The sequence below is a fragment of the Mucilaginibacter gilvus genome (assembly GCF_004054195.1).
GTDB lineage: Bacteria > Bacteroidota > Bacteroidia > Sphingobacteriales > Sphingobacteriaceae > Mucilaginibacter > Mucilaginibacter gilvus.
Genome location: NZ_SBIW01000003.1, coordinates 802120 through 827209 on the forward strand (window position 1 = coordinate 802120; position 25090 = coordinate 827209).

The 25090-nt window shown below is 45.3% G+C and carries 19 protein-coding genes; 12 read left to right on the top strand and 7 right to left on the bottom strand.

Annotated features, from left to right (window positions below; genetic code table 11):
* Window positions 1–67 precede the first annotated feature (67 nt).
* The 6 genes from EPL05_RS09440 to EPL05_RS09465 all read left to right on the top strand — a co-directional run bounded on the left by EPL05_RS09440 (window position 68) and on the right by EPL05_RS09465 (window position 10174).
* Entirely contained in the window at window positions 68–1534 is a 1467-nt protein-coding gene (locus EPL05_RS09440) for a PP2C family protein-serine/threonine phosphatase (RefSeq protein WP_128533681.1), read from the top strand.
* Window positions 1521–5597 (top strand): FtsW/RodA/SpoVE family cell cycle protein, encoded by a 4077-nt coding sequence (locus EPL05_RS09445; RefSeq protein ID WP_128533682.1) that lies wholly within the window; start codon window positions 1521–1523, stop codon window positions 5595–5597. Before EPL05_RS09440 ends, EPL05_RS09445 begins: the two co-directional genes overlap by 14 nt.
* A gap of 61 nt (window positions 5598–5658) precedes the next feature.
* Window positions 5659–6447 (top strand): FHA domain-containing protein, encoded by a 789-nt coding sequence (locus EPL05_RS09450; protein WP_128533683.1) that lies wholly within the window; start codon window positions 5659–5661, stop codon window positions 6445–6447.
* Window positions 6447–7820, top strand: a complete 1374-nt coding sequence (locus tag EPL05_RS09455) for a serine/threonine protein kinase (RefSeq protein WP_128533684.1) — start codon at window positions 6447–6449, stop codon at window positions 7818–7820. Before EPL05_RS09450 ends, EPL05_RS09455 begins: the two co-directional genes overlap by 1 nt.
* Before the next feature lie 295 nt (window positions 7821–8115).
* Window positions 8116–9435, top strand: coding sequence for an MFS transporter (locus tag EPL05_RS09460; RefSeq protein WP_128533685.1), 1320 nt, complete (start codon window positions 8116–8118; stop codon window positions 9433–9435).
* A gap of 10 nt (window positions 9436–9445) precedes the next feature.
* The gene (locus EPL05_RS09465; protein ID WP_128533686.1) at window positions 9446–10174 is read left to right on the top strand and encodes a (Fe-S)-binding protein; all 729 of its coding nucleotides are present in this window, start codon (window positions 9446–9448) and stop codon (window positions 10172–10174) included.
* Between the two features lie 49 nt (window positions 10175–10223).
* On the opposite strand, the gene EPL05_RS09470 is transcribed toward EPL05_RS09465, so the two are convergent.
* From EPL05_RS09470 to EPL05_RS09485, 4 genes are all read right to left on the bottom strand, one after another.
* Window positions 10224–11624 carry an MBL fold metallo-hydrolase gene (locus EPL05_RS09470; RefSeq protein WP_128533687.1) on the bottom strand — a complete coding sequence of 467 codons (1401 nt, stop codon included), beginning with the start codon at window positions 11622–11624 and terminating at the stop codon, window positions 10224–10226.
* A 178-nt stretch (window positions 11625–11802) separates the two neighbouring features.
* Complete coding sequence (locus EPL05_RS09475; protein WP_128533688.1) at window positions 11803–13635, bottom strand: ABC transporter ATP-binding protein; 1833 nt, start codon at window positions 13633–13635, stop codon at window positions 11803–11805.
* Between the two features lie 106 nt (window positions 13636–13741).
* Window positions 13742–14347, bottom strand: a complete 606-nt coding sequence (locus EPL05_RS09480) for a hypothetical protein (protein WP_128533689.1) — start codon at window positions 14345–14347, stop codon at window positions 13742–13744.
* 15 nt (window positions 14348–14362) lie between these two features.
* Window positions 14363–15139: an SAM hydrolase/SAM-dependent halogenase family protein gene (locus EPL05_RS09485; protein WP_128533690.1), complete on the bottom strand. Its 777-nt coding sequence runs from the start codon at window positions 15137–15139 to the stop codon at window positions 14363–14365.
* A gap of 101 nt (window positions 15140–15240) precedes the next feature.
* On the opposite strand from EPL05_RS09485, the gene EPL05_RS09490 reads away from it, so the two are divergent.
* The 4 genes from EPL05_RS09490 to EPL05_RS09505 all read left to right on the top strand — a co-directional run bounded on the left by EPL05_RS09490 (window position 15241) and on the right by EPL05_RS09505 (window position 18683).
* Window positions 15241–16206, top strand: coding sequence for a PhoH family protein (locus EPL05_RS09490; protein WP_128533691.1), 966 nt, complete (start codon window positions 15241–15243; stop codon window positions 16204–16206).
* Between the two features lie 165 nt (window positions 16207–16371).
* A complete protein-coding gene (locus EPL05_RS09495; protein WP_128533692.1) occupies window positions 16372–17316 on the top strand; it encodes a phosphoribosylaminoimidazolesuccinocarboxamide synthase in 945 nt (314 codons plus the stop codon).
* 54 nt (window positions 17317–17370) lie between these two features.
* The gene (locus EPL05_RS09500) at window positions 17371–17748 is read left to right on the top strand and encodes an STAS domain-containing protein (protein ID WP_128533693.1); all 378 of its coding nucleotides are present in this window, start codon (window positions 17371–17373) and stop codon (window positions 17746–17748) included.
* Window positions 17749–17765: 17 nt separating this feature from the next.
* A complete protein-coding gene (locus EPL05_RS09505; RefSeq protein WP_128533694.1) occupies window positions 17766–18683 on the top strand; it encodes a ribonuclease Z in 918 nt (305 codons plus the stop codon).
* Here EPL05_RS09505 and EPL05_RS09510 read toward each other — a convergent pair whose 3' ends face one another.
* Genes EPL05_RS09510 through EPL05_RS09520 form a run of 3 tightly spaced genes read right to left on the bottom strand, consistent with a single transcriptional unit; the run spans window position 18684 to window position 21060 of the window.
* Entirely contained in the window at window positions 18684–19145 is a 462-nt protein-coding gene (locus EPL05_RS09510; protein WP_128533695.1) for a hypothetical protein, read from the bottom strand.
* Between the two features lie 33 nt (window positions 19146–19178).
* Window positions 19179–20123, bottom strand: a complete 945-nt coding sequence (locus EPL05_RS09515) for an MlaD family protein (RefSeq protein WP_128533696.1) — start codon at window positions 20121–20123, stop codon at window positions 19179–19181.
* 13 nt (window positions 20124–20136) lie between these two features.
* Window positions 20137–21060 carry an N-acetylmuramoyl-L-alanine amidase family protein gene (locus tag EPL05_RS09520; RefSeq protein WP_128533697.1) on the bottom strand — a complete coding sequence of 308 codons (924 nt, stop codon included), beginning with the start codon at window positions 21058–21060 and terminating at the stop codon, window positions 20137–20139.
* A 52-nt stretch (window positions 21061–21112) separates the two neighbouring features.
* On the opposite strand from EPL05_RS09520, the gene EPL05_RS09525 reads away from it, so the two are divergent.
* Together EPL05_RS09525 and EPL05_RS09530 are read left to right on the top strand one after the other, a co-directional pair.
* Window positions 21113–23839 carry a putative LPS assembly protein LptD gene (locus tag EPL05_RS09525; protein WP_128533698.1) on the top strand — a complete coding sequence of 909 codons (2727 nt, stop codon included), beginning with the start codon at window positions 21113–21115 and terminating at the stop codon, window positions 23837–23839.
* Between the two features lies 1 nt (window position 23840).
* Window positions 23841–25088, top strand: coding sequence for a competence/damage-inducible protein A (locus EPL05_RS09530; protein WP_128533699.1), 1248 nt, complete (start codon window positions 23841–23843; stop codon window positions 25086–25088).
* Window positions 25089–25090: the final 2 nt, after the last annotated feature.

Genomic DNA, 25090 nt, shown 5'->3' on the forward strand with positions numbered 1-25090 from the left:
TTATTGGTAATGGTGGTTTGCCTGCTGGTAACACACTTTATCGATATTAAAAACTCCGGTAAAACTAATGGCTGAAAACTTTTTTGGATTAACGGATACCGGTAAGGTACGCAGCAATAACGAGGACACCTTTATTGCCCAGCGCTTAAGAAGCCAACTCATTTTGGCCAGCGTTATAGACGGCGTAGGAGGCTACAACGGCGGCGAAGTTGCCGCGGCCATAGCCCGCGAACAAATGTTAGATTACCTGAGCGATAAGCAAAGCGATCCAATCCCGGCGATGATAGAGTCGTTTAAGTTGGCCAATAACGCTATCTCCGCCAAAAAGCAGGAAGTGAAGGAGTTGGACAGCATGGCCTGCGTGGCTACTATGGCGTTGGTAGATATTCAAAACAATCTGTTTTACTATGCCCACGTGGGCGATACACGACTGTATTTGCTGCGCGATACCACGCTGGTGAAGATCTCCAAAGACCATTCCTTCGTGGGTTTCCTCGAAGATTCGGGTCGTCTTACGGAGAAGGAAGCGATGGATCACCCTAAACGCAACGAGATTAACAAGGCACTGGGTTTTACCACCCAGATAGATGCCGACGAGAGTTTTGTAGAAACCGGGCAATCGCCATTTTTACCCGGCGATATGTTGCTGCTATGCAGCGACGGGCTTACCGATATGGTGAACAAAGGCGATATTACCGATATCATCACCCAAAAGGTCTCCCTGCAGGAGAAGGCCACCCGGTTGATACAAGCGGCCAATAAAAACGGCGGGCACGATAATGTTACCGTTGTGCTGGTGCAGAACGATAAAGCATCTGCAAACCAGGTACAAACCGCACCAACTGTCGACATAAAAAAAAACGCTGAACCAGCCGTTGAGATAAAAAAAGAACATCAGGCTGTTAAAGCCGTTATAAACCCTGAAAAGCAGAAAGCTATGCCTGATAAAAAAAGCAACTTACTGAGTGTGATACTTACCATATTATGCTTAGCATTTTTGGGTGCCGCTGTGTATTATTACCTGCAATGGCAAAAGGAAATAAACAAGCCGATTGCAGAGCAAACGGCCGCGGTTACCCCCAAAAAAACTCCCCGCAACCAGCAAGAGATCCAACTGCAAAATGCCATTAATATGGCTAAAGGAGATACGCTTACGCTTGTTGATACTCTTTTTAAACAGCCAATTATCATTAGTGACACGTTGGATATCAACAAATTACGCCTGTTTATAAAAGTAAAAGGCAACTTAACTTTACAATGCGATACTGCCTACAAAGGTCCCGCGTTTTCCGTGTTTAAAGGTGCTAAAGCTATTGGCTTAGAGAACATTAAACTGCAAGGTTTTACGGTGGGCATAAGTACCAATAATACCGACCTGCACCTTAAAAACGTACAATTTGTAAACTGCAATACCCCTGTGCTGCGTTCATTTACGCTGCCGGCCGGCAAACCCGTTACCGAGGGCTTCCCGGTTACTGTCCTATATGCCGATTCTGTAAGTAAATCCCCAAAACCTGCCAATGGAACAAGGTAAACCGCAAGAAATTTCTCCCGGCCGCGGCAAAGAACGGATCTTCCTGTTCTTAGTGGCCATACTATTCTCCGTGCTGTTTTACCGGTTATACACCGTTCTGCAGCTTCGCTTTAAGGATGTGGATAAGCGCCTCTCCGAAGGCACCATGGTGAACCTTAACGATAAAGACCCGGCACGGAAGATTCATGTTCTGCTTACCAAAGGCTACTATTTTGAAGACAGGAAAGATATCGAACTGATCACCAAAACGGTAGGCGATAACATTGGCACCGGCGTAAAAATTGATAACGTTGGCGAGCTGAACAAAAAGAAATATTACGTAGTGGCCGATGATGCCTTTGTAAGCGGCGGTGGATCGTTTAAAAGCAGGGTTACCGCATCTCGTTCTCTATTAGGTTATACCGGAGATGATTCGCTGCTGTTTGTGAGCGAACGTACCGCGCAAATGAAATTACCCGTTCAAACCGATGTGGCATTAGGCAGCTACAGTATCAGCGGCAGCATCTTAAACAAAACCGCTCCTGTACCCGGGGTATTGGTACGACTGGACATGATCATTCCGCAGGATAGCCTCTACAGCGATGAAGAAACAGATGAGGTGAAAACAAAGGTTGAAACTGGCGACGGCTTCAAAAAAACGTTTTACGCGGATAGCGGCGGCAAACCAAAATTACAGGAACTAACCGCTTACGCCCGTACCGATGGATCAGGCGTGTACCATTTTAAAAATCTGCCTAATAACAAAGCATTTAAAGTTTTACCACTACAACCCGGTTACCAGTTTGGCACATCGCAGGGAACTGTGGATTTGGATGAGGACGCGGTATTTAATTTCAGCCAGGCACCACATACCGTCCGGTTGTTTTCCACCCGAGATTTTAATATCCTGAAAAAGGAGCGTTCGCTTATCATCCGCACACCGGCTGAATTTAACAGCTGGTTTTGGATCATCGCGGGCAGCTTTATTGGCGCGTTCTTGTTGGTGCATTTGATATTATCATGGCGTTTTAAGGCCGCAGATCAATTAATATTACCTGTGATAATGATCCTCGCTGGATTGTCATTTATAACGTTGTTGAGCCTGCAAGACCCACTGCGCGACCGTTTCCTCGCCAAGGACTCCTTAGTATATTTAGGAATTGGACTGGTTTCTATGCTGGTGATGCTATTCTTCAACATGCGCCGCTTTACAACAGATTCATGGCTGTATCGCCTCGTATTCTTTAAAAATAATCAACGCGCCTCCAACGGCTGGCCATGGGTGGTTATAGCTGCCGGTTTATTGGCCATGACCATTAAATTTGGTACCGGCCCCGAAGGTAGCGGGGTAAAGGTTAACCTGTTCGGATTCCAGCCAAGTGAAATTGTAAAATACCTCATCATTCTTTTCCTGGCGGGATTTTTTGCCGCTAATGAAAAACTCATCAGCGAATACACCAGCTGGTCAAAACGCTGGTCGTTCTTTGCCTTCGCGCTGATAGCCATTTTGGTGACTTTATTGCTTTTCTTATTACTGGGCGATCTTGGGCCGGCAATGGTGGTTTGTTTCACCTTTATCGCATTATTTTCGTTCTCCCGGGGAGATTTTATGTTCATGGCTATAGCGGTGGTCATTTATGTGATTTGCTCGTGGGTATTGAAGAACGTTTGGCTATCTGCATTGGCTACCGCCGTAATTGTAGGCTTACTCATGCTGTTCCAACGCCGCAAACTGAGCGAATCGGCCATTATGGTATTAGTAATCATGGCGGCTTTCTTAACCATCGATCAGATCCCATACTTAGGTAAAATATTCCCCGGCCCTGTACAGCGTTTGGTGGATAGGAAAGCCATTTGGCAAGATCCCTGGAATAACGAAGTTTATGGTGGCGACCAGGTAGCAAACGGTCTTTGGGCCATGAGCAGCGGCGGAGTATCTGGTCAGGGTGTGGGAGAGGGCTTTGCCAAAACCATTCCCGAGGCACATACCGATATGATATTGCCTTCGATGGGTGAAGAATTTGGCTGGACGGGGATCGTTTGCATCTTCTTGTTATTCCTACTTTACCTGCACCGCTCTATCATTATAGGGAGGCGAACGGGTACGCCATTCCTGTTTTATTTATGCGCAGGCGTGGGAATCTCCACATTTGTGCAGTTCCTGCTGATAGCGGGCGGCTCAACGGGTGCTTTGCCGTTATCGGGGGTGTCCTTACCTTTCCAAAGCTATGGTGGCTCATCCTTAGTAGCCAACTTGCTGGCATCCGGTTTTTTACTCTCGGCATCATTGGTACGCGGCTCGCCGGTGCAGATGAAATACATATCTAATCAACAGGATAAAAATTTGGTGCCGGCGCTAATCGCGGCAGTGATGGGCGTTACTTTGTTAACTGTAAGCGTATCAAGATATTTGTTCGATAACAAAAAATGGGTGGTACAACCCGCGTTGGTGGCCGATAAAAGCGGCGCGCGTATGTTCAGTTATAACCCGCGGATCGCTATCCTGATGAACAGACTTCAGGCAGGGTCAATATATGACCGCGATGGCGTATTGCTGGCTACCAGCAAGCCTGAGATGATTAAAAAACAACTGGGCCAACTAACCGATGCAGGGGTGGGTAACTACAATATTGATTCGGCCATGCACAAAAGGCTGGACAGGTATTACCCTTTTGAAGAGCAGATGTTCTTTTGGACGGGCGACGATAACTCCGGCGTGTTCAACGGCAGCAGTAACGGCTACTTCGCCGAATACGAACACGCGGCGGAACTGCGCGGCTTTAAATTGCCAACCACCAACTATAACGTAACCGCTAACCGCTACCGCGAGGACAGGTTCCTGGCGCGTGGTGTAAAAGAAATGACCGTGGTAAAACGCGATTACAGCGCGCTATCGCCATTATTATTAGCCGGGTTAAACAGCACGGCGGTAGATTCGTTCAAAAACCGAAACCGCGATGTACAGTTATCCATGGATGCCGGCCTGCAAACCAGCATCCAAAAATCAATGGCAACGGATACATCGCTGTTAGATAACCGGGTATCGGTAGTGGTGATGGAATCCAATACCGGCGATGTACTCGCCTCATCCATGTACCCTTTGCCACCCGTACATAATTGGGAGAAACTCACTATGAGCAATGCCGAGCAAAACCAGCTGAGCAATTGGATGACCACTACCGACCTTGGCTTCACCTACGCGTCTCAGCCAGGTTCAACAGCCAAATTGATCACCTCGTTAGCCTCTTTCAACAAACTTGGGCTCGCGGCAGCCAATAAAAAATTCCAGGTAAGCGATTACGAACGCATCCGCACCAAGGGCCTCGAACCGGATGAAACGGGTTTGATAACGCTGGAAAGAGCCGTTGTAAAATCAAATAACGTGTACTTTATCAAGTTGGCCAACGAGGAGCACCTGCAGGAAGATATGGCAACGCTCTACTTAAAAACAGGTATGTTCCTGCGTGGAGTAGGTGGTTATTATTACGGCCGCCAGCAGGAAAATGCGGCACAGGAGGAAAAATGGCGTACCGTATGGCGTAAAACCGAGTTTAACACCAAACCGCGTTACGATCCTAATAACATCCGTCGTACCCGTGCAAAAGGCATTTCGGGTATGGCATGGGGGCAGGGTGAACTCATCGCTACCCCGGCATCTGTCGCAAGGCTCGCTTCTGGCATTGCCAATGGCGGCACCATGCCAAACAACCGGTATGTGCTTAAATTCAGCGACTCGGCAACTTCGGTAAAACCGGGCATCCAGCTGGCTAACGATCCAAAGTACGCCCAACTGATGCGCCAGTACATGATAGAACAAAGCGCGCCAAAGGCTTTCACTTTGGGCATCTCAGTAGCGGGTAAAACCGGTACGCCGGAACGGATCTGGAAGAAACAGCAGATAAACGATGGCTGGTACGTGTTTTTTGCGCCAAAACAAAAGGGCAGCGGTAATATTGTGGTTTGCGTGCGTATAGAATCCACAAAGGGGTCATCTGACGCGGTTAAATTGGCCGGGAAGCATGTAATACCATTTTTGTTGAAAAAGGGTTATATAAAAAGCATTGTTGAGCAAACAAATGAATAATGGTAGGGGTTAAAAAGAGTGTCGTCAAGGCACAATTACACATAAAATTACAAGTATTAGCATGATATTTAATTTGTTCAGCAGCGAGGGGAAGAATCGCCCGGATGACGTGAAAAGCCTACGCCATGCTTTACTTCAGTTCATCAAACAGGAATTACAAAAGGCCGAAGGGGGCGAGGGGGCCAATATTAAGGGCCTGAGCCTGTACCTCAACTGTAGCGCTACCGACAGGCACATGTACGAAGCCGCGGTTTACGCAGAGCAGCCGGATGTGTTTAAAGACGAAATTCAAAAAATAGCCGACGACTTCGATCTTGGTTTACCCGCTCGCTGGACGCTGGATGTGCTGTTCGACGAAGAAGTGCCCGGAGAAGCGGTTAAGCTACAAAACCTGGATGCCGCGTTTTTCATTAAAACGAGCAAGCATTTTATTAAACAAACAGCAACTGCTTATATTCGTGTTTTAAATGGCGAAACCGAACTGAAAGAATATACACTTGCATCCGGCGTGGATAAAACAAACATCGGTCGCGATAAGAAGGCGCAGGCCGAGGATGGCTTTTTCCGCACCAACCAGATCGCCTTCCCGTCAGAAAGCGGCGACGTTGCCAACAAATATGTAAGCCGCCAGCACGCCCACATCGAGTGGAACGTAGAAGCGCAACGTTTTATGCTTTTTGCCGATGAAGGTGGTATCCCGCCGAGGAATAAGATCAAGATAAAGGAAGATAAAAGCGATAAAGTAATAAAGCTGCATTCAACCGCTATTGGCCACCCGTTAAAGGAGTGCGACCAGATCATCTTAGGCGAATCTGCCGTTTTAGAATTTAGCTATCAACCCCTTACCTAATGAGTAAAGTTTTTACCATAGCGGATGGATTAGAGAATTTGGGTGCCCTGCGAACGGGCGGTCAGGGTTCTGTGTATAAAGGTAGGCGAACAGGCGTCATCTACTCCGCCGTAAAGCTGATCCCCACACCCGTTTACTCCGAAAGCGGCGACGATAAAAACTATCGCAACTTCCAGAATGAGGTTGCCAAACTGCAAAAGGTAAACGAGATCCCCAACCCCAACGTTGTAAAAATATTAAGCTTCGGCATTACCGAGAGCGGCTCATTTCCGTTCATCGAGATGGAATACATTGAGGGGCCCGATCTGAGCGAACTGCTGCAACCACCACATGAAAAGATCTTCACGCTAAAAGAACTGCTAAAAGTTGCCGACCAGCTGGCCTGTGCGCTGGCTCATTGCCACACTGTAGGCGTAAAACACGGCGACGTAAAAAGCAATAACGTAAAATATAATATCCACACAGGTAATTATGTACTGCTCGATTTCGGCCTGGCCATTATGAGCGAAGAGCAGCGTCGAAGCAGCATCCGCAATGCCGGAGCCGTGGAATTTATGGCACCTGAGCAGCAGGAGGGCAAAATGTTACTGCAAACCGATGTGTACAGCTACGGGGTGATTCTGTACGAATTACTTACCGGGCAAGTGCCATTCCCATTGGATGGGAATGGAGATACCGGTCGCAATACCGTAATGGTGCGCCATCTGGAAGCCCCCGTACCCGATGCGATGAAAACCCGCAAGGCCAACCTTCCGCAAAGCTGGGATGCTGATAAACAGGCATTAGAAATGCAGGTACCTGCCTGGTTGCTTAATCTGGTAGAAAAATGCCTGCAAAAGAACCCATACGACCGTTTTCCCGATGGTAACCAACTCCATAATGCTATAATAGGTGGCAGCCTGGCATCGGCAGATAACGGCTTAATGGGTGTTGGCCCGGCTACCTTATTAAACGAGAACGAAAAACTGCAAACCCAGCTGCAAGAACGCAGCGACCCAGAAAAAGTAGGCATCCTGAAAATGGACGGTGGTGTGGTACACATGCACAAAACCGTGTTTAGCGGCCTGTTATTTCTAATGGTGCTGTTTATGGGCTTGTTTGCTTATTCATCGCTTACCAAAAAATCGGGTGGTGAAGCATACAATCCTGTAGCCGCCGAAGCTAAGATGAAACCTTATAAATCGGCGCTTTTTATTAACTCTTATAATTTCGATAGCGTAAAAAGAGCGCGGCAATTGGCCCGTTTAAAGGCCGATTCCATTGCTAAAGCTAAAGCAGAAATTATAAGGCAGCAAGCAGCAGGCACAACGGAAATACCCCATGCGGGCGAAAAACCTAAAAAGAAGAGAAAGAAGTTTTTGGGATTATTTTAGCAGGGAAAGGGGTGGCGATTCCTTTCTTCCGCACCAAATGATAGTTTAACTGGTTCCGCCGCAGCTATATACCCGCAGCCCACGGGTACGTATTTTGTCCTTTGCCTGCAATAAGTAGATAAATTTTAATGTGCTGCCGCTATCGAAATTCCGCTGCTGATACAGCCCGCCGATACCGATTTGAAGCTTTTTGATACCGCCGCCATCCATTCAGCCGCCGCGGTAGATTTTATTTTAAATTAGGACAGTCCACCGCTATTACTTAACACTAAAAATTGCATACTTTTAAAACGTTATGCAAGTAAAAAACGACAAAAAGATCATCCGTGCCTGGGCCATGTTCGATTGGGCCAACTCGGCCTATAACCTAGTGATCACAACTACTATTTTCCCGGCTTACTATGTTGCTATCACCACTAACGACGATAATGGGAACCAGGTGCATTTTTTTGGTCATAACTTCATTAACACGGCGCTGCAAGATTATTCGCTGGCATTCGCTTATCTTATTATGGTGCTGCTGCTGCCTATCCTCAGCTCCATTGCCGACTATCGCGGCAATAAAAAGGTGTTTATGCAATTCTTTACCATATTGGGCTCGCTTGCCTGCTGCGGGCTTTTCTTTTTTGATGCCGAACATATCGAACGGGGAATCATTTGCTTCGCCTTAGCAGCTATTGGTTACAGCGGTGGTTTTGTGTTCTATAACTCCTACCTGCCGGAAATAGCGACACTCAACATGCAGGACAGGGTAAGCGCCAAGGGTTTTAACTATGGCTACGTGGGCAGCGTTTTGCTGCAGCTGATATGTTTTGTATTTGTACTGATGCCCGATAAATTTGGTTTAACAAAGGGGAGCGCGTCGCAATTATCTTTTTTGCTGGTAGGTATCTGGTGGATAGGTTTTGCTACCATACCTTTTAGGATATTACCAAAGGGCAGCCCCAACGCGCGTACGCACCAACACAACATTATTAAAGGTGGGTTTATAGAACTGGGTAAAGTTTGGGCAAAAATAAAACACATGCCTATGTTAAGGGGCTATTTGCCGGCATTCTTCTTTTATTCGATGGGGGTGCAAACCATTATGTTGGTGGCTACCGCCTTTGGGGCCAAAGAGTTAAAAATGGGTACATCGCAACTCATTTCCATCATTTTAATTATACAGATCATCGCCATAGTTGGCGCCACGGTTATGTCTCGCTTATCGGGCAAATATGGTAACGTCCGGATCTTAATACTGGTAGTATTTATTTGGATAGGGGTTTGCATCGCGGCTTATTTTACCACAACCGTTACCGAGTTTTATATGATCGCGGTAGTAGTTGGTGTGGTGATGGGAGGGATCCAATCGCTTTCGCGCTCCACCTATTCTAAATATTTGCCGCAGGACATTACCGATACGGCATCTTTTTTCAGCTTTTACGATGTTACTGAAAAACTATCTATCGTAGGAGGATTATTCAGCTTTGGCTTTATAGAAGAAATGACTGGCAGTATGCGTAACTCCACGCTGGTGTTGTGCGGCTTTTTTATAATAGGATTGCTATTCCTGTTTTTGTTGCTCAGAATCGAGAAGAAAGTTCTAAAAAATTCGGAATTTAGCGCGGTATAATTTTGTGCAGATGATTGTAGAGCTGTTTATTCCGTGTTTTGTAGACCAGTTATATCCCGATACCGCTTTTAATACGGTTAAGGTGCTCGAAAAAGCCGGATGCGTGGTAAACTATAACCCGGCGCAAACCTGTTGTGGTCAGCCTGCGTTTAACGCCGGTTTTTGGGATGATGCCAAAGCCGTAGGCAGCAAGTTCCTCAACGATTTCCCGGAAGACAGCGTTATTGTATCGCCATCGGCATCCTGTACGGGCATGGTGCGTAATTACTACAATGATCTTTTTACCAACACCACATCGCACAATAAGTGCCGCAACATCCAAAGTAACATATACGAACTGAGCGATTTTTTGGTGAACATACTACAGGTAGATTATTTTGGTGCCGAGTTGGAAGGCCGCGCCGTTTATCACGATAGCTGCGCCGGCCTGCGCGAATGCAAGATCAAAGAGGAGCCACGTAAACTGTTATCCAAAGTATTGGGGCTGGAGCTGGTTGACCTGAAAGACGGCGAAACCTGCTGTGGCTTTGGCGGTACTTTTGCCGTTAAGTTTGATGCCATTTCTACCGCTATGGCACAGCAAAAGGTTTATAACGCCATTGATGCCAAGGCCGACTACATTATTTCTACCGATGCCTCCTGCCTGCTGCACATGCAAGGGTATATCAATAAAAACAACCTGCCCATCAAAACCATTCACATTGCCGATGTGCTTGCGCACGGCTGGGGAAATGTGTAACCGGGATTTATACGATTTAATGGATTTTATCTTTATAGTCGTTCAGTCTCTATAACTCGTAAGTAACACTTTTCTCCGGTATGATCACTTTATAACCTTCGGGTTCCAGGGCATCTGCTAATGCCTGCATACTCACGGTCTCGCCATGTACCAGGAACACGCCCTTAATCTTGTTTACATCTTGCTGCTTAATATTGTTCAACAGGTCCTCATGGTCGCCGTGAGCGCTTAATACATCCGTTTTCTGGATGGTGGCATACACGGACAGGTCGCGGTCTTTAATGTGAACGATAGGATCGCCACGCAGTAATCGGTAACCTAAAGTACCTTTGGCGCAATACCCGATGAACAGGATAGTACAGTAGTAATTTTGGATATTATAAAAAAGGTGATCCTGTATACGGCCGCCCTCCAGCATCCCTGCCGAAGAAATAATGATACAAGGTTCGTAGTAGTTAGAAACCTGTCGGCTATCTTTCAGGGTTTCTACATAGGTAAGGTTATCAAATTCAAATTCGTCGCCCTGCTTATTGTAAAACTCCTGCGCCTCGGGGTTTACCAGGCTATGATGCTTGCGGAAAATGTCGGTAGCACGTGTGGCCATCGGGCTATCTACAAAAATGGCAACCGGCGGCAGCAAACCCGTGCTAAAGATCTTGTTAAGCGCAAACACCAGCGACTGTGTACGCCCGATACTGAATGCCGGGATAATTAACCGGCCCTGTTCTTTAATACAAACCTTATCTATAGTTTCAACCAAGGTTTCTTCTACAGATTTGCCCTTGGTATGCATCCGGCCACCGTAGGTAGCTTCACTTACTATATAATCTACAGGAGGCAGAGGCTCCGGATCGTTCAATACCGGGTAATTTTTACGGCCAATATCGCCGGTGAAAGCAATTGATTTCTCGACGCCGTCTTCCATCACCTTAAATACAGCTGCGGCAGCGCCCAGTAAATGGCCCGCCTGGATAAAGGTGAGTTCGATATCGCCATTGATGCAGAACGGGCGATTGAAACCAATAGTTACAAAGCGTTCCACCGTATCCATTACATGTTTTTGCAGGTACAATGGTTGCGGCCCGCTGCCACTGCTATGCTTGTGGCGTTTGCGATTTCGCCTGCCTTTATCTGCTTTACTTAAAAAAATATTTACCGAATCGATAAGCAGGAGTTCGGTAAGATCGGCAGTAGGGGGTGTGCAAAGTATCTGTCCTTTAAAACCCATGCGGACAAGCGTAGGTAAATTGCCCGAGTGGTCGATATGCGCGTGAGTAAGCACCACCACATCAATTTGCTCCGGGTCGAAGCCGAAATCTTCGTTCACCTGCAAATTATGGTCCTTTTCGTAATCAAGCCCGCAATCAATCAGTATTTTATATTGGCCAACCTGTAGCAAATGCATACTACCGGTTACCTGCCGGGCCGCCCCGTGTATAGTTAGTTTCATTTTTTTAGTTCATTGGTTCATTAGTTCAGTTGTTCAGTTGTTCATTGGTGCATAGTTTGTTACTGTGTCGCCAATAATTTATGTGGACTAAGAACTCGTTTGTTAATTGCAAAATAGGTAATTGTTCGTGTGTTCTTGCAGATTGCAAGTTCATCAGCTTTGCACCAATGAACAAAACCTACTGCACATCATATTGCAATTGGCTCAAATACCGGTACAGACCCTGCTCGTTTGCTACCAGTTCCTGGTGGGTGCCGTTCTCAATAATATTGCCTTTTTCCAGTACGATAATTTTATCCGCCTCGCGGATGGTGGATAAGCGGTGGGCGATGATGATGGAGGTACGCCCTTTCATCAGTTCCTCCAAAGCTTCCTGCACCAAGCGCTCCGATTCGGAGTCTAACGACGAGGTTGCCTCATCGAGGATCAATATAGCAGGATTTTTTAACAATGCACGTGCAATTGCGATCCGCTGGCGTTGCCCGCCAGAAAGTTTTACACCACGTTCGCCCACAACGGTTTCATAAGCCTCGGGGAATGAGGTGATAAACTGGTCGGCATTGGCGCGTTTAGCGGCTTGAATTATTTCTTCTTTTGTGGCGTTTAACTTACCGTAGGCAATATTTTCCATAATAGTACCGCCAAACAGCAATACATCCTGCGGAACAATGGCCACCTGATTACGAATGTCCGTCAGGGCAAATTCGTCCGCAGGCCTGCCGTCGAATAAAATAGTGCCGCTTTGCGGATGGTAAAATTGTAGTATCAAAGCGGCTGTGGTAGATTTACCGGAACCACTCGGCCCAACTATAGCCACACGCTGCCCGGCTTTAGCATCGAACGATATGCCGTTTAAAACGGTGAGTTCGGAACGGGAGGGGTAGGCGAAGTGAACGTCGGAAAAGGATAGATTACCATGTATCGTTTGCTTTATTTCATTCTCGCTGGCGTTGATGGAAACATCCTCGCCGGTTTCGCCTAATATCTCCAGCACACGCTCTGATGCGCCCACCGCTTTTTGCAAATTGGCATACAGATCTGGCAGACTGCCCATAGCCGCGCTAATGAAAGCGGCATAAACAATAAAGTTTGTCAATTGCCCGAATGTTAAGCCTTTATCATGGATAGATACCAGGTAAGACCCATACCATATTTCGCTGAACACAGTACCGAAGAGGCAAAAAACAATAAACGCCCCGAACATGCCACGGTACTTAGCGCCTTTTACGGCGATAGTAACCACACGCTGTAGAGTTTTATCATACCGACCGGCCTCAAAGGCTTCGTTTACGAAGGCTTTTACATTGGCAATGCCTTGCAGTGTTTCTTCCACAATAGTGTTCGATTCTGCCAACTGATCTTGTGCCTCGCGGGAGATCCCCCTAATAAATTTACCAAATACAATAGCGATTACGATGAGCACAGGCAATATCACTAACAAGGCGATAGTAAGCTTCCAGGAGATAATGACCAATAAAGTGATACCACCAACCAGGATAATCACCTGCCTTATGATTTCGGCAAAGGTGGTTGTGAGTACTTCCTGTATCTGCGAAAGATCGGCAGAGATGCGGCTATTCAATTCGCCAACCCTGCGGTTAGCAAAAAAGTTCATGGGGAGGGTGATGAGTTTAAAATAGGTATCGCGGCGGATAGCCGCCAACGATCTCTCGGCGACCTGCACAAACCAGGTAATGCGGAAGTAGGATACAAAGCCCTGTAAAAAAAGCACCACAATAGCCACTTCGCCTATTTTTTTAAGGTCGGCAGGTATAAAGCCAAAACGTTTTACACCTTGCGAAGCATCAATTAGCGCACCAAAAAAACCGGGGAAGGCCAGCCCAACCAAACTGGAAATAACCAGGAACGTCAACCCGCCCGCAAACTTTATCCTGTATGGTTTAATGTAGCTTAACAGCTTACCCACATTGCGCAGGCTTTGCGTATTTATTTTCGCCTTGGGTAACTCAGCTTCTGCCTTGCTGCTACTATTCAATCGTCCTCGTGCCATGGATCAGTTTATGATTATCAACCTGCAAAACTAAGGGTTTATAGTTCCATTTATACTATGGGGATAAAAATTGACGCAGGGGTGAGGAGTAGGAAGCCGCTTGTGCTTAGTTTTTATAAAAGTGCGCAGCAGCTTCTTCAAACGTTCGGCCTTTCGCGTCGAAAAGCAGTGTATGATTTGTGAGGAAAGGAGGATGGGCTAAATTCCAAATGCTATCTTCTGTTATACCCGTAAAAACCGTTGACACCATTTCGGTAAACTTAGGCCAACCGGGCATAGATTCATCTAAGATTAACGATTTCCCACTTTTAAAGAACATATCAATGCAAATCTCGTCGGTAGTAATTAAATCTCTTTTATAACCAAATATGGCATCTACGTCCTCCCATCGATAAATAATAGCATCTGGAACTTCCGTTAAATAAAAGCCATCGTCCGTGTAACTAAAAAATTCGGATTTATTTGACATTATTTTTTTGCTAAGTTCCGAACCGGGTGTTATAAAAATGTTCTTTGGGTTTAATAGCTGAATCAATAACACCACTCCACCAAACCCAAAGAATATAATTGTTATTAGAAGGCCGGGCCAATTTTTGGATTGAGAACCCCAAATTCCTATCAAAACAAAAACGAAGCAAACAACTACGGCTAAGATTTGCCTGATTTTGCTTTTCCAAACAATTTTCTTTCCGTCATAAGTTTGATTGTACATTTCTGACGACTCTCGCTACTGAAAATCTATAATCACACTATCCCCCACGTTCAATCCTAACAAACCGCTGGCGTTACCTTTATTAATCGCTATCTCCAGGTGGTCACTGATGCCGAAGAGGCAGAGTTTTTCGCCCTCTGGCACTTCATTGTAATGCCAGCTAAGGTGGGTGATGGTTTCGTTACGCTTAAAGGAAAGCACAAAGCGACGGCCCTGCTGCACGCGGTTAAAAAACTCCTTAGTAACGTTAGTGATCACATTCTGGAAGGAATCGATATAGATCACCGCGCCGCGGATCAGATTATTGTCGATAACAGGGTGCAGGTTCGTTTTGTTTTCCACATTGGTAACCGGCAAACCTATTTTGGCCAGTGTACCGCCATTGGCTAAATGGCAGGCGGCTTTCACAAAAATATCCGCCAGCGGGAAGTGCAGGAATTTAAGGTCCTGCATAATGTTTATCTCCACAATTTCCTCTGGCTCAGCGTCAAACATCAGCGAGAAGATGCCATTATCGGCACCTACAAAAAAATGGTTCTTATAGCGTACGGCAAGGTAGCGGGTTGCATTGTTGTAAACGGTATCTATACCTATCAGATGCACCGTATTATCGGGGAAGTAGTAGAAACTATTCTTTAATATAAAGGCAGCCTGCTGCACGTTAAAAGCGGCAACATTGTTAGTAATATCTATAATATTTACTGTTGGCAGTAACTTTAAAATACTACCTTTAAGGGCAGCCTGATAAATATCTTTATCGCCCAGGTCAGTAGTTAAAGTTATAATTGCCATTAATTTTATAATATTTATTACTAATCTTGTGTGAGCATTTAAAGGTGCAAATATTAAATTTTTAATTCATAAAAATCTGCAACTGCAAAAATCAATTAATATTGAACGAGCTAAAACTATCAATTGACCAAGTAAACCCCGCCGTTTTATGGGGTCCGAATAATGATCATTTCGAGATCATTAAGAAGCAATATCCTAAGCTTAAAATAGTTGCGCGTGGCAGTGAAGTAAAGGTACTGGGCGACGAACAGGAGTTAACCACCTTTCAGGAAAAGTTTGATCGTTTGGTGCAGCATTTAGAAAAATACGAAAGCCTTACCGCAAACGACGTGGAGCGCATCTTAGGCACCAAGCCTAAGCCGGCATCATCTACCGGTGAACCAGCCGCGGCAGATAAGTTTGCCAGTGGCGAGGTATTGGTTTTTGGGCCTAACGGTATAATGGTACGCGCACGTACTACCAACCAGCACCGTATGGTAGATGGCATTGGCAAAAACGACATCCTGTTTGCCATTGGCCCCGCGGGTACCGGCAAAACCTATACCGCTGTTGCACTGGCGGTAAGAGCACTCAAAAACAAAGAAATTAAACGTATTATCCTTACCCGTCCGGCGGTTGAAGCCGGGGAGAACCTGGGCTTTTTACCGGGCGACCTGAAGGAAAAGATAGACCCGTACCTGCGCCCGCTTTACGATGCGCTGGACGATATGATCCCCGCCGAAAAGCTGAAACTTTACCTGGAGAACCGCACCATAGAAATTGCCCCACTGGCATTTATGCGCGGCCGTACGCTGGACAATTGCTTTGTAATTTTGGATGAGGCGCAAAACGCTACCGATATGCAATTAAAGATGTTCCTGACCCGTATGGGCCCATCGGCAAAATTCATTGTAACCGGCGACGTGACCCAGATAGATCTGCCCAAAAAGCAACAATCGGGCCTGTACACCGCACTACGCATCTTAACCGACATCAAAGGTATCGACATAGTTTACCTGAGTGGAGAAGACGTGGTTAGGCACAAACTGGTACGCCGAATTTTGGAGGCTTACGGAGATATACAATAATAGTATCGAGTATTTAGTATCAAGTATCAAGACAGAATTGAATGCCTGATACTTTATAACAAGTGCTACATAGAATTCGGTAATTGGTGTTAAGAAGTTTGTATCAAGATTTGGAAATCAGATATAGGTACTAACTACTTGATACTTGCTACTAACTACTACAACATGGACGCAATAAAAGAAACACATTTCAATTTCCCATCACAATCGGCCTACTATAAAGGCAAAGTGCGCGATGTATATACCATTGCCGATAAATACCTGGCTATGGTGGTTACCGACAGGATCTCCGCATTTGATGTGGTATTGCCGGAGCCAATTCCGTTTAAAGGGCAGGTGCTGAACCAAATTGCCGCCAAATTTTTAACCGTTACTGCAGATATTGTACCCAACTGGGTGCTTAGCGTTCCCGACCCAAGTGTTACCATTGGCCGCATTTGCGAGCCCTTTAAGGTAGAAATGGTGATCCGGGGTTATTTAGCCGGCCATGCCGCCCGCGAATATGCCATAGGCAAACGCCAGGTTTGCGGTGTAAGCTTACCAGACGGATTAAAAGAGAACGACATACTACCCGAACCTATCATCACCCCAACTACCAAAGCATCGGTAGGGCATGATGAGGATATCTCGCGGGAGGATATTTTGGCCAAAGGCATTGTTAGCGAAGCTGATTACGTACAGTTAGAAAGCTACACCCGCCAGCTTTTTGCCCGCGGTACCGAGATAGCAGCAGGGCAGGGGCTGATACTGGTTGATACCAAGTACGAGTTTGGTAAAGTGGGCGATACCATTTACCTGATAGACGAGATCCACACGCCCGATTCGTCACGTTACTTCTATAGCGACGGTTATGCCGAGCGCCAGGAAAATGATGAGCCTCAAAAACAGCTTTCCAAAGAATTTGTTCGGAAATGGCTGATAGAGAACGGTTTCCAGGGAAAAGATGGCCAAACAGTGCCTGAAATGACCAGGGAGATAGTTCTGTCCATATCTGAAAGATATATAGAACTATACCAGCAAATTACCGGCGAAGCTTTTGTAAAACCCGGTGATGAAGATGTTTTACAACGGGTAGAGCGCAACATTAATACCGCCCTGGCCGAACTGTAATTTTTTTAATTAAACATAAAATAAGTTATATCTTAGCTTTTTAATACTTTAAAAATGAAATATACGGTTGATAAGCACGAGAAATACATCCTTATTAAGCTTAACGAATCAAAATTAAACTCGCTGATAACCCCTCAGCTAAAATCAGAGCTTATTCTGATCAATACCGAAGGGCAAAGGAACATCGTTCTCGATCTTTCGCAGGTAAAGTTTGCCGATTCGTCTGGCTTAAGCAGCTTATTGGTTGGTCATCGCCTTTGTAAAAATGCAGGTGGGGCGTTTATTTTAGCCGGGCTTAATGATGCTGTTGCCCGTTTGGTTACCATTTCGCAGTTAGATAATGTATTATCCATTGTTCCCTCTTCCGAAGAGGCTATCGACCTTATTTTTATGGAAGAGATAGAAAAAGAACTCAGAAGAGAAGTAAGATAATTTTTGGGGCACCCGGTATGAAATTCGAAGTAACTATACTGGGCAGCAGTTCCGCTACACCCATTTTTAACCGCAACCCAACAGCACAGGTACTCAACATTAACGAGAAGTTGTACCTGGTTGATTGCGCCGAAGGAACGCAGCAGCAAATGCTGCGTTTTGACGTTAGGGCCAGCCGTATAGACTACATCTTCATCAGCCACCTGCATGGCGACCATTACCTCGGCCTGGTAGGTTTATTATCATCCCTGCATCTTAACGGACGCAAAAAAGCACTCAAGGTATTCTGCCCTGCGCCTTTAAAAGAGATCATCGATCTACAACTAAAATATTCTGAAACAACGCTGCATTATCCTGTAGAATTTGTTTTTACTTCGGATGAAAAACGGGAGGTGATACTGGATAACCAGGATATTATTGTAGAAACCATCCCGCTGGATCACCGCATCCCGACCACCGGCTTTTTATTTAAGCAGAAAAAACGCCTGCGTAAGCTGATCAAAGAAAAACTGGAGGAACTGGAGATACCGGTACCTTACTACACTGCCTTAAAAAAAGGGCGCGACTACGAGGCACCTGATGGTACCATCTATAAAAACGATACACTTACTATTGATTCTGACGAACCAAAAACTTACGCTTACTGCTCTGATACGCTGTATACCGAAAAGTATTTTGAGCAAATAAATTCGGCCACGTTATTATACCACGAATCTACTTTTTTGAACGATATGCTGGATAGGGCTTTAATAACCCATCATACAACGGCATTGCAGGCGGGTGAAGTGGCTTTAAAAACAAATGCTGCTAAATTGATCATCGGGCATTTTTCTGCACGTTATAAAACCTTAAATGAGTTACTGGATGAGGCCCGAAGCGTGTTCCCAAATACGGAACTTGCTGTAGAGGGAAAAACGTTTGTAATATCGGAATAATCAATTTGCTTTAAACGGCTGATAAATTATAGACACAGCCCTATCATAAATTGTTGCTTCCTGAACGCTAACCTCGAAACTATCGGAAACGCATTCGAAAACACTTTCTTTAAAAGGTATAATGTAGTGATGTTTTGTATTATAGGCCGCAGGGTTATAATAGGGATGGAACCTCCCCATCTTGCCTAATTTTTCTACAAGGTCAGAATTCAGCAATTCACAAAAGTCAAACTGACCTAAACCAAGATCGTAGTATGGATGCCCATCTAAAGCTTCACCATTAGGTGGGCCAAAAGAATGATAGAATACACTGATAAATTTCAGGCCTATTATTCTTTCCTCTTCTGTAGCGTTTTCGCTGCCATAAAATATCAGTCGTAAATTATTATCATCGCTAATAATAACGGGGCAGGGAGCACCACCGTCTACACGGAATGTTTTTTTTATGGCTACTAATTCCATCTTAACACGGAGCTGAAGACGCTATATGAAAACTTAATTCCCCTTCTTACCAAATACCGAGAAGTTCACGTAACGGCTTGGGTGGGCCTTAATATCGATGAACAAATTATCCAGGTTCTTCGAAGCTGAATTCAGGTTATCATACATTTTGGTATCATTCATCAATAACCCTAAAGAACCATCTGTACTGTTAACTTTTGCCATAGTTGCCTGTAACGAAGACACCGCTTTGTTGGCATTATCTAAAGTTTCTTTAATATTAGAATTAGCCAGATCGCCGCTAAATTTTTGAAAGTTTCCGGCAATGCCATCCAACCTTGCTGTGCTCACTTTAAGGTTGCCCGATGTAGCTTCCGCGTTAGCCATTATCTGGTTGATATGCCCGCTTTGTGCGCCTACCAATGCATCCAATTTTTTGGTGGTACTTTCCAATGTTTCCAGCGAGTTGGCAATGCTGGCAAAGCTCCGGTCTACATTTTTCTGAAAATTCGGGTTCAATATCCTGTTGATAGCACCCATTGCAGAATCTACCTTATTTATCAAAACTTCGGCTTTACGTTGGATAGGCTGCAGGCTTTCGGCCAAACTGCCCTGAATATCGGCACTCAGGGTATCTCCGTCCACGGCCAGGCTGTCACTTTTACCTAACTCAAAAACAATGGCTTTGCCGCCAAGTAAGTCGGTACTTTCCAATTTAGCCAGCGTGTTAACGGGTACATCATATTTGCTGTTTATTTTAAATTCAACAGTGGTGCGCCCGTCACTATGAAGCTGCATCTTAGATACCCGCCCTATCTGGAACCCGTTAACCAGCACTGGTTTGGATACGGTTAGCCCCTCAACGCTGCGATAAATGGCGTAAAATTTATTGGAACCCGAAAAAACATCGTTCCCCTTTAAAAAACTGTAAGCAAGTATAAGTATAGTGATAGAGACGGCGGTTAGTGCCCCAATTTTGGTTTCGTTTGATATTTTCAAGGTGGGTATATGTTTATTTAATTGTAGTTACTCCTTCAATTTGATTTTTGTAGCTCTTTATGGCCCGCACTATAGAATCAACAATTTCATTTTGCCCATCTGCGGAGTTTAAGTATTCCTCTTCATCGGGGTTATTAATGTAACCTGTTTCTACCAGTACCGATGGCATCGCGCTGTGGCAAAGTACGTAAATACCCTGTTCGCGCAATCCTTCGCTACGGCGTCCATCATTCCCAACAAGTTCATCGTTAATAAAGTTTGCGATATTCACGCTTTGTTTACGAAATTTTCGCTTGTACTCGTTTGTCAGGATAATAACCGTAGGGTCGTTCGGGTCAAGCGCGTCGCCGTTCAGGTCAGAATCGTCCTCCACCTGGTTGTTTTTAATGGCATTTTCTTCCTCGCGCGAGCGGTGCAAACCATAAATAAGCATCAGCACACCTTTACCCGAGCGATCTGGCACTCTAACAGAGCGGTAAACAGGTTTACGCTTCTTAGTGCCCACCCGTTCGCGTACAACCCTGTCTGACAGCGAATTGCAATGGATAGATATAAACAGGTTACCTTTTGCCTGGTTGGCTATTTCTGCCCTGTTCTCAAAGGACACATCATCGGCCGTGGTACGGGTTAAAACCGCCTTTACACCATTAACATCTTTTTCAATTGCTTTTTGCAATTTTAGTGCGATGGCAAGCGTTACATTCCTTTCCGAAGAAAAAGATCCATCTGCACCGCGCGAATAATGCCCCTGAGGCGAACCCTCTGCTTTTACACCGTGCCCTGCATCTATAACAACAGTTTTAAGTTTAAAACTATTTACTATGGTATCTTTTTTTGTGGATGCTTCAACCTTAAATGAAAACAACAATAAGCATATAAATAATGCCGCCGAACCCGAAATCAACTTTTTCAACCTGTTCAATATTTTATTTTTCATTATGTTTGAACGCTGTTAACTGTACCTGCAAAAATACTATTCATAATCAATTTTGAAATTAGTTAGCCTTTTTTTTCTGTTTGCAATTATCTTAATAGCAAGTGTGGCGGCGTCTGCAAATAGCGCGCATGGCAAAACTTCTGCTAAAGATACCATTATAAAACTTGATTCTGTACGAGACCGTAAGCTACTTAAGCTAAAAAAGCCGGTGAAGGGTGCAAAAAACAGCAATGGCGCGGGTTATTCTACCGCTAAACAAGATACCACGCCGAAAGGTTCGGGCTTAAAATCTATCATCAAGGCTACCGCCGAAGATTCCTCTTATACAGATAGGGTGAACAAACTATCGTACCTGTTTGGTAATGCAAAAGTTGTTTACGAAGATTTTGAATTGAACGCAGAATACATCCGCATCGACGAAAAAAACCATTTGATATTCGCCCGCGGCATCCTCGATCCAAAAAAACGATACGGCCCCGGCAGGCCCATTTCCAAATCTAAGGATGAGAAGCCGGTGAAGTCCGATTCGTTGATGTTTAACTATGATACCAAAAAAGGTAAGATATGGAACCCGGCAACCGAGCAGGATGGTAACTACATATCGGGCGGTTTAGCAAAAGTATTGCCGCACGATGAGGTAGCCTACCGCAATGTGATCTTTAGTACGTGTGCGCTTCCCTTCCCCGATACGCATTTTGGAATTGTAATTACAAAAGGTATAGGGCAAAAGAACCGCATTATATCGGGCCCGGCCTACCTCGAAGTGGAGGGTGTACCGTTGCCTTTCGCTATCCCGTTCGGGTTCTTTCCAAAACCAAACACACGTACATCGGGTGTTATTTTGCCAACTTTTGGCGAAGACCAGCGCCTGGGCTTTTATCTGCGCAACCTGGGTTATTACGTGGGTATCAATGATAATATTGATGTAACGTTCATGACATCGCTATACTCTAAGGGCTCTTACGAAATTAGCGCCAACTCACGTTATTTAAAAAGGTACAAATACGGCGGTAACCTAACACTAAGCTACGGCTCGCACAATTACGGGCTCGTAGGCGACCCTGCACGCAAGGATTTTAACATTACGTGGTCACACTCGCAGGATCCTAACGCGCACCCGGGTACAACTTTCAGCGCATCGGTAAACGCCGGTACATCAAGCTACTATCAAAACAGCCCGGGGCAGAATAATTACAACCTGGAGGCCCTTACACAAAACAACCTCCGCTCGAGTATCAACTACGGCAAAACCTGGCCTGGTACGCCTTTCAACTTAAACGTAAGTTTGGGCCACTCACAGGATCTTACCAAAAAAACGGTAACGCTGGAGCTCCCTACATTTAGCTTTAACATGGCTACCATTAGTCCTTTTGACCCCAAGGACCGTATTGGCGAACAGAAATGGTACCAAAAAATAAACATAGGCTATAGCCTTGTTGGTACCAACAAAATAAACAGCGTACCCGAATCTGAATTATTTACAAAGAATACGCTGAGCAAAAGGTTGCAAAACGGTTTTCAACATACTATCCCGGTGTCGCTCAACATAAACGCTTTTAAATATTTTCAGTTTAGCACGGGTGGCAACTATGTAGAGCGGTGGTATTTCCAAAGCATCCGCAAAAGTTTCGACAGAGGAAGTATAAGCGGTTCGCTTACCCCAATTACCGATACCATACCTGGCTTTGCCCGAGCTGGCGAATACAGTTTAAACGCCGGCGTATCAACCAAAATTTACAGCACCATACAGTTTAAAAAAAGCACCTTAACGGCAATTCGTACTACTACAACGCCGCAGATAAGCTTTAGCTACCGCCCAGATTTTGGCGACCCAAGCTACGGCTATTACCGTACGGCTGTAAGTACCGCAAGCGTGCCTTATCCGTACACTTCCCAACGGTATTCCATATTCGAGCAATCGGTATACGGCGGGCCGTCTTCCGGCAAGCAGGCAGGTATCGGCTTCTCGCTGGATAACACCATCGAAGCCAAGCTAAAACCAAAGAGCACTGATACATCAGGAATAGCCAGGAAAGTACCTATATTACAGGGGCTTTCGCTATCTACTTTTTACAACTTCGCGGCCGATTCGCTTAAATTATCAAACATTAGCGTATCCGGGCATACGTCCGTATTAAACCAAAAGGTAAACATCAACTTTAGCGGCACATTTGATCCATACTCCACGCTCATACGCGATTCCATTACCAACGGCAACGTGCAAAATTATATCCGCCGTATAAACAGGCTAAGCATACGCGATGGTAAATTTCCATTGCTGCAGAACTTTAACCTATCTATGAGCGCGAGTTTAAACCCTTCAACCTTCCGGCCAAAGCAGCAGCAAAATGCCAATGGTACGCTGGCCGCCATGAACCCCGATCAGGTACAACGCCTGGCACTCATCAACAGCGACCCAAGTGCTTACGTTGATTTTAACGTGCCCTGGAATTTATCCATAAACTATAGCTTCAACTATCAAAATAATATAATCAACAGCAACGTAAGCAACACAGTAATGCTTAGCGGCGATGTAAGTATTACACAAAAGTGGAAGGTACAATACAACACCACGTATGATGTGCGTGCAGGAAAACTAAGCAGCGCTACATCATTCGCTATTTACCGCGATTTGCACTGTTGGGATCTTTCTATACAATGGTTGCCGTTTGGGTACTATAAATCGTATAATGTTACCCTAAAAGTAAAGGCGTCTATTTTACAGGATCTGAAACTGAGCAAGCGTAACGATTATACCAACAACCAATCATTTCAATAAAATGCTGGCAGAAATTATAACCATTGGTGATGAGATACTGATAGGGCAGATAGTGGACACCAACTCTGCGTGGATGGCCGAAAAGTTAAATCATGCCGGGATCCGCGTAAAGCAGATCTCTTCGGTATCGGATAATCGCGAGCATATCCTCGCGGCCCTTGCCGAAGCCGCCACCCGTGCCGATATTATTTTGATAACCGGCGGGCTTGGGCCTACCAAGGACGATATCACCAAGAAAACACTGGCCGATTATTTTAACGTGGGCATGGTTTTAAACGATGCCGCGCTGGAAAATGTAACCAGAATATTTGAAAAGTACAACCGCCCGTTATTGGAGGTGAACCGCAAACAAGCCGAAGTACCTTCCAATTGCGATGTTATTTTAAATAAAAACGGCACCGCGCCGGGGATGTGGTTCAATAGCGATGGTAAGATCTATGTATCGATGCCGGGGGTGCCCTTTGAGATGAAATACATGGTAGAGGAGGAGGTGATACCTAAACTGAAAGCCAAACTGAAACTACCGGTTATTATCCATAAAACACTACTTACGGTAGGGGAGGGAGAATCATTCCTGGCCGAAAAAATAGCAGATATAGAAGATTCCCTTCCGCCAAATATAAAGCTTGCCTATCTGCCAAAACTTGGCCAGGTACGCTTACGCCTGAGTGCCGATGGTGATGATGCAGCCTTATTACAACAGGCTGTAGACTTGTATGCGACCAAACTTGTAGAACGTGTAGGCCAGTCCGTAGTGGCCGAAGAGGATATTCCGCTGGAAAAAGTGGTGCTGAATTTAATGGCCGGGCAAGGGCTTACTTTATCTGTTGCCGAAAGCTGTACAGGGGGGTATATCTCTCATTTAATAACCCAGCATGCGGGATCGTCGCAGGTGTTTTTGGGTGGTGTAGTATCCTATTCTAACCAATTAAAGCAAAGTATTTTAGGGGTAAAAACTGACACATTGAACGATAACGGCGCGGTGAGTGAGCAAACCGTGAGAGAGATGGTGGAGGGTGCTTTGCGCAATTTTAGTTCGGATTATGCGGTTGCCGTAACAGGGATTGCCGGCCCTGATGGTGGTATCCCGGAAAAACCGGTAGGCACCGTATGGATTGCGGTGGCAAATGCAAATAAAACTGTTATAAAGAAATTCACATTTGGTAACAAACGGCTGCAAAACATCGAAAGGAGTGCCGTATGGGTATTTTTTATGTTAATTACTTTACTTAAAGAATACAAAAAGTAAAC

Excerpts from the sequence above, each read along its gene's own strand:
- EPL05_RS09440 (WP_128533681.1), top strand. The coding sequence starts at position 68 with ATGGCTGAAAACTTTTTTGGATTAACGGATACCGGTAAGGTACGCAGC.
- EPL05_RS09445 (WP_128533682.1), top strand. The coding sequence starts at position 1,521 with ATGGAACAAGGTAAACCGCAAGAAATTTCTCCCGGCCGCGGCAAAGAA.
- EPL05_RS09450 (WP_128533683.1), top strand. The coding sequence starts at position 5,659 with ATGATATTTAATTTGTTCAGCAGCGAGGGGAAGAATCGCCCGGATGAC.
- EPL05_RS09455 (WP_128533684.1), top strand. The coding sequence starts at position 6,447 with ATGAGTAAAGTTTTTACCATAGCGGATGGATTAGAGAATTTGGGTGCC.
- EPL05_RS09460 (WP_128533685.1), top strand. The coding sequence starts at position 8,116 with ATGCAAGTAAAAAACGACAAAAAGATCATCCGTGCCTGGGCCATGTTC.
- EPL05_RS09465 (WP_128533686.1), top strand. The coding sequence starts at position 9,446 with ATGATTGTAGAGCTGTTTATTCCGTGTTTTGTAGACCAGTTATATCCC.
- EPL05_RS09470 (WP_128533687.1), bottom strand. The coding sequence starts at position 11,624 with ATGAAACTAACTATACACGGGGCGGCCCGGCAGGTAACCGGTAGTATG.
- EPL05_RS09475 (WP_128533688.1), bottom strand. The coding sequence starts at position 13,635 with ATGGCACGAGGACGATTGAATAGTAGCAGCAAGGCAGAAGCTGAGTTA.
- EPL05_RS09480 (WP_128533689.1), bottom strand. The coding sequence starts at position 14,347 with ATGTACAATCAAACTTATGACGGAAAGAAAATTGTTTGGAAAAGCAAA.
- EPL05_RS09485 (WP_128533690.1), bottom strand. The coding sequence starts at position 15,139 with ATGGCAATTATAACTTTAACTACTGACCTGGGCGATAAAGATATTTAT.
- EPL05_RS09495 (WP_128533692.1), top strand. The coding sequence starts at position 16,372 with ATGGACGCAATAAAAGAAACACATTTCAATTTCCCATCACAATCGGCC.
- EPL05_RS09500 (WP_128533693.1), top strand. The coding sequence starts at position 17,371 with ATGAAATATACGGTTGATAAGCACGAGAAATACATCCTTATTAAGCTT.
- EPL05_RS09505 (WP_128533694.1), top strand. The coding sequence starts at position 17,766 with ATGAAATTCGAAGTAACTATACTGGGCAGCAGTTCCGCTACACCCATT.
- EPL05_RS09510 (WP_128533695.1), bottom strand. The coding sequence starts at position 19,145 with ATGGAATTAGTAGCCATAAAAAAAACATTCCGTGTAGACGGTGGTGCT.
- EPL05_RS09520 (WP_128533697.1), bottom strand. The coding sequence starts at position 21,060 with ATGAAAAATAAAATATTGAACAGGTTGAAAAAGTTGATTTCGGGTTCG.
- EPL05_RS09530 (WP_128533699.1), top strand. The coding sequence starts at position 23,841 with ATGCTGGCAGAAATTATAACCATTGGTGATGAGATACTGATAGGGCAG.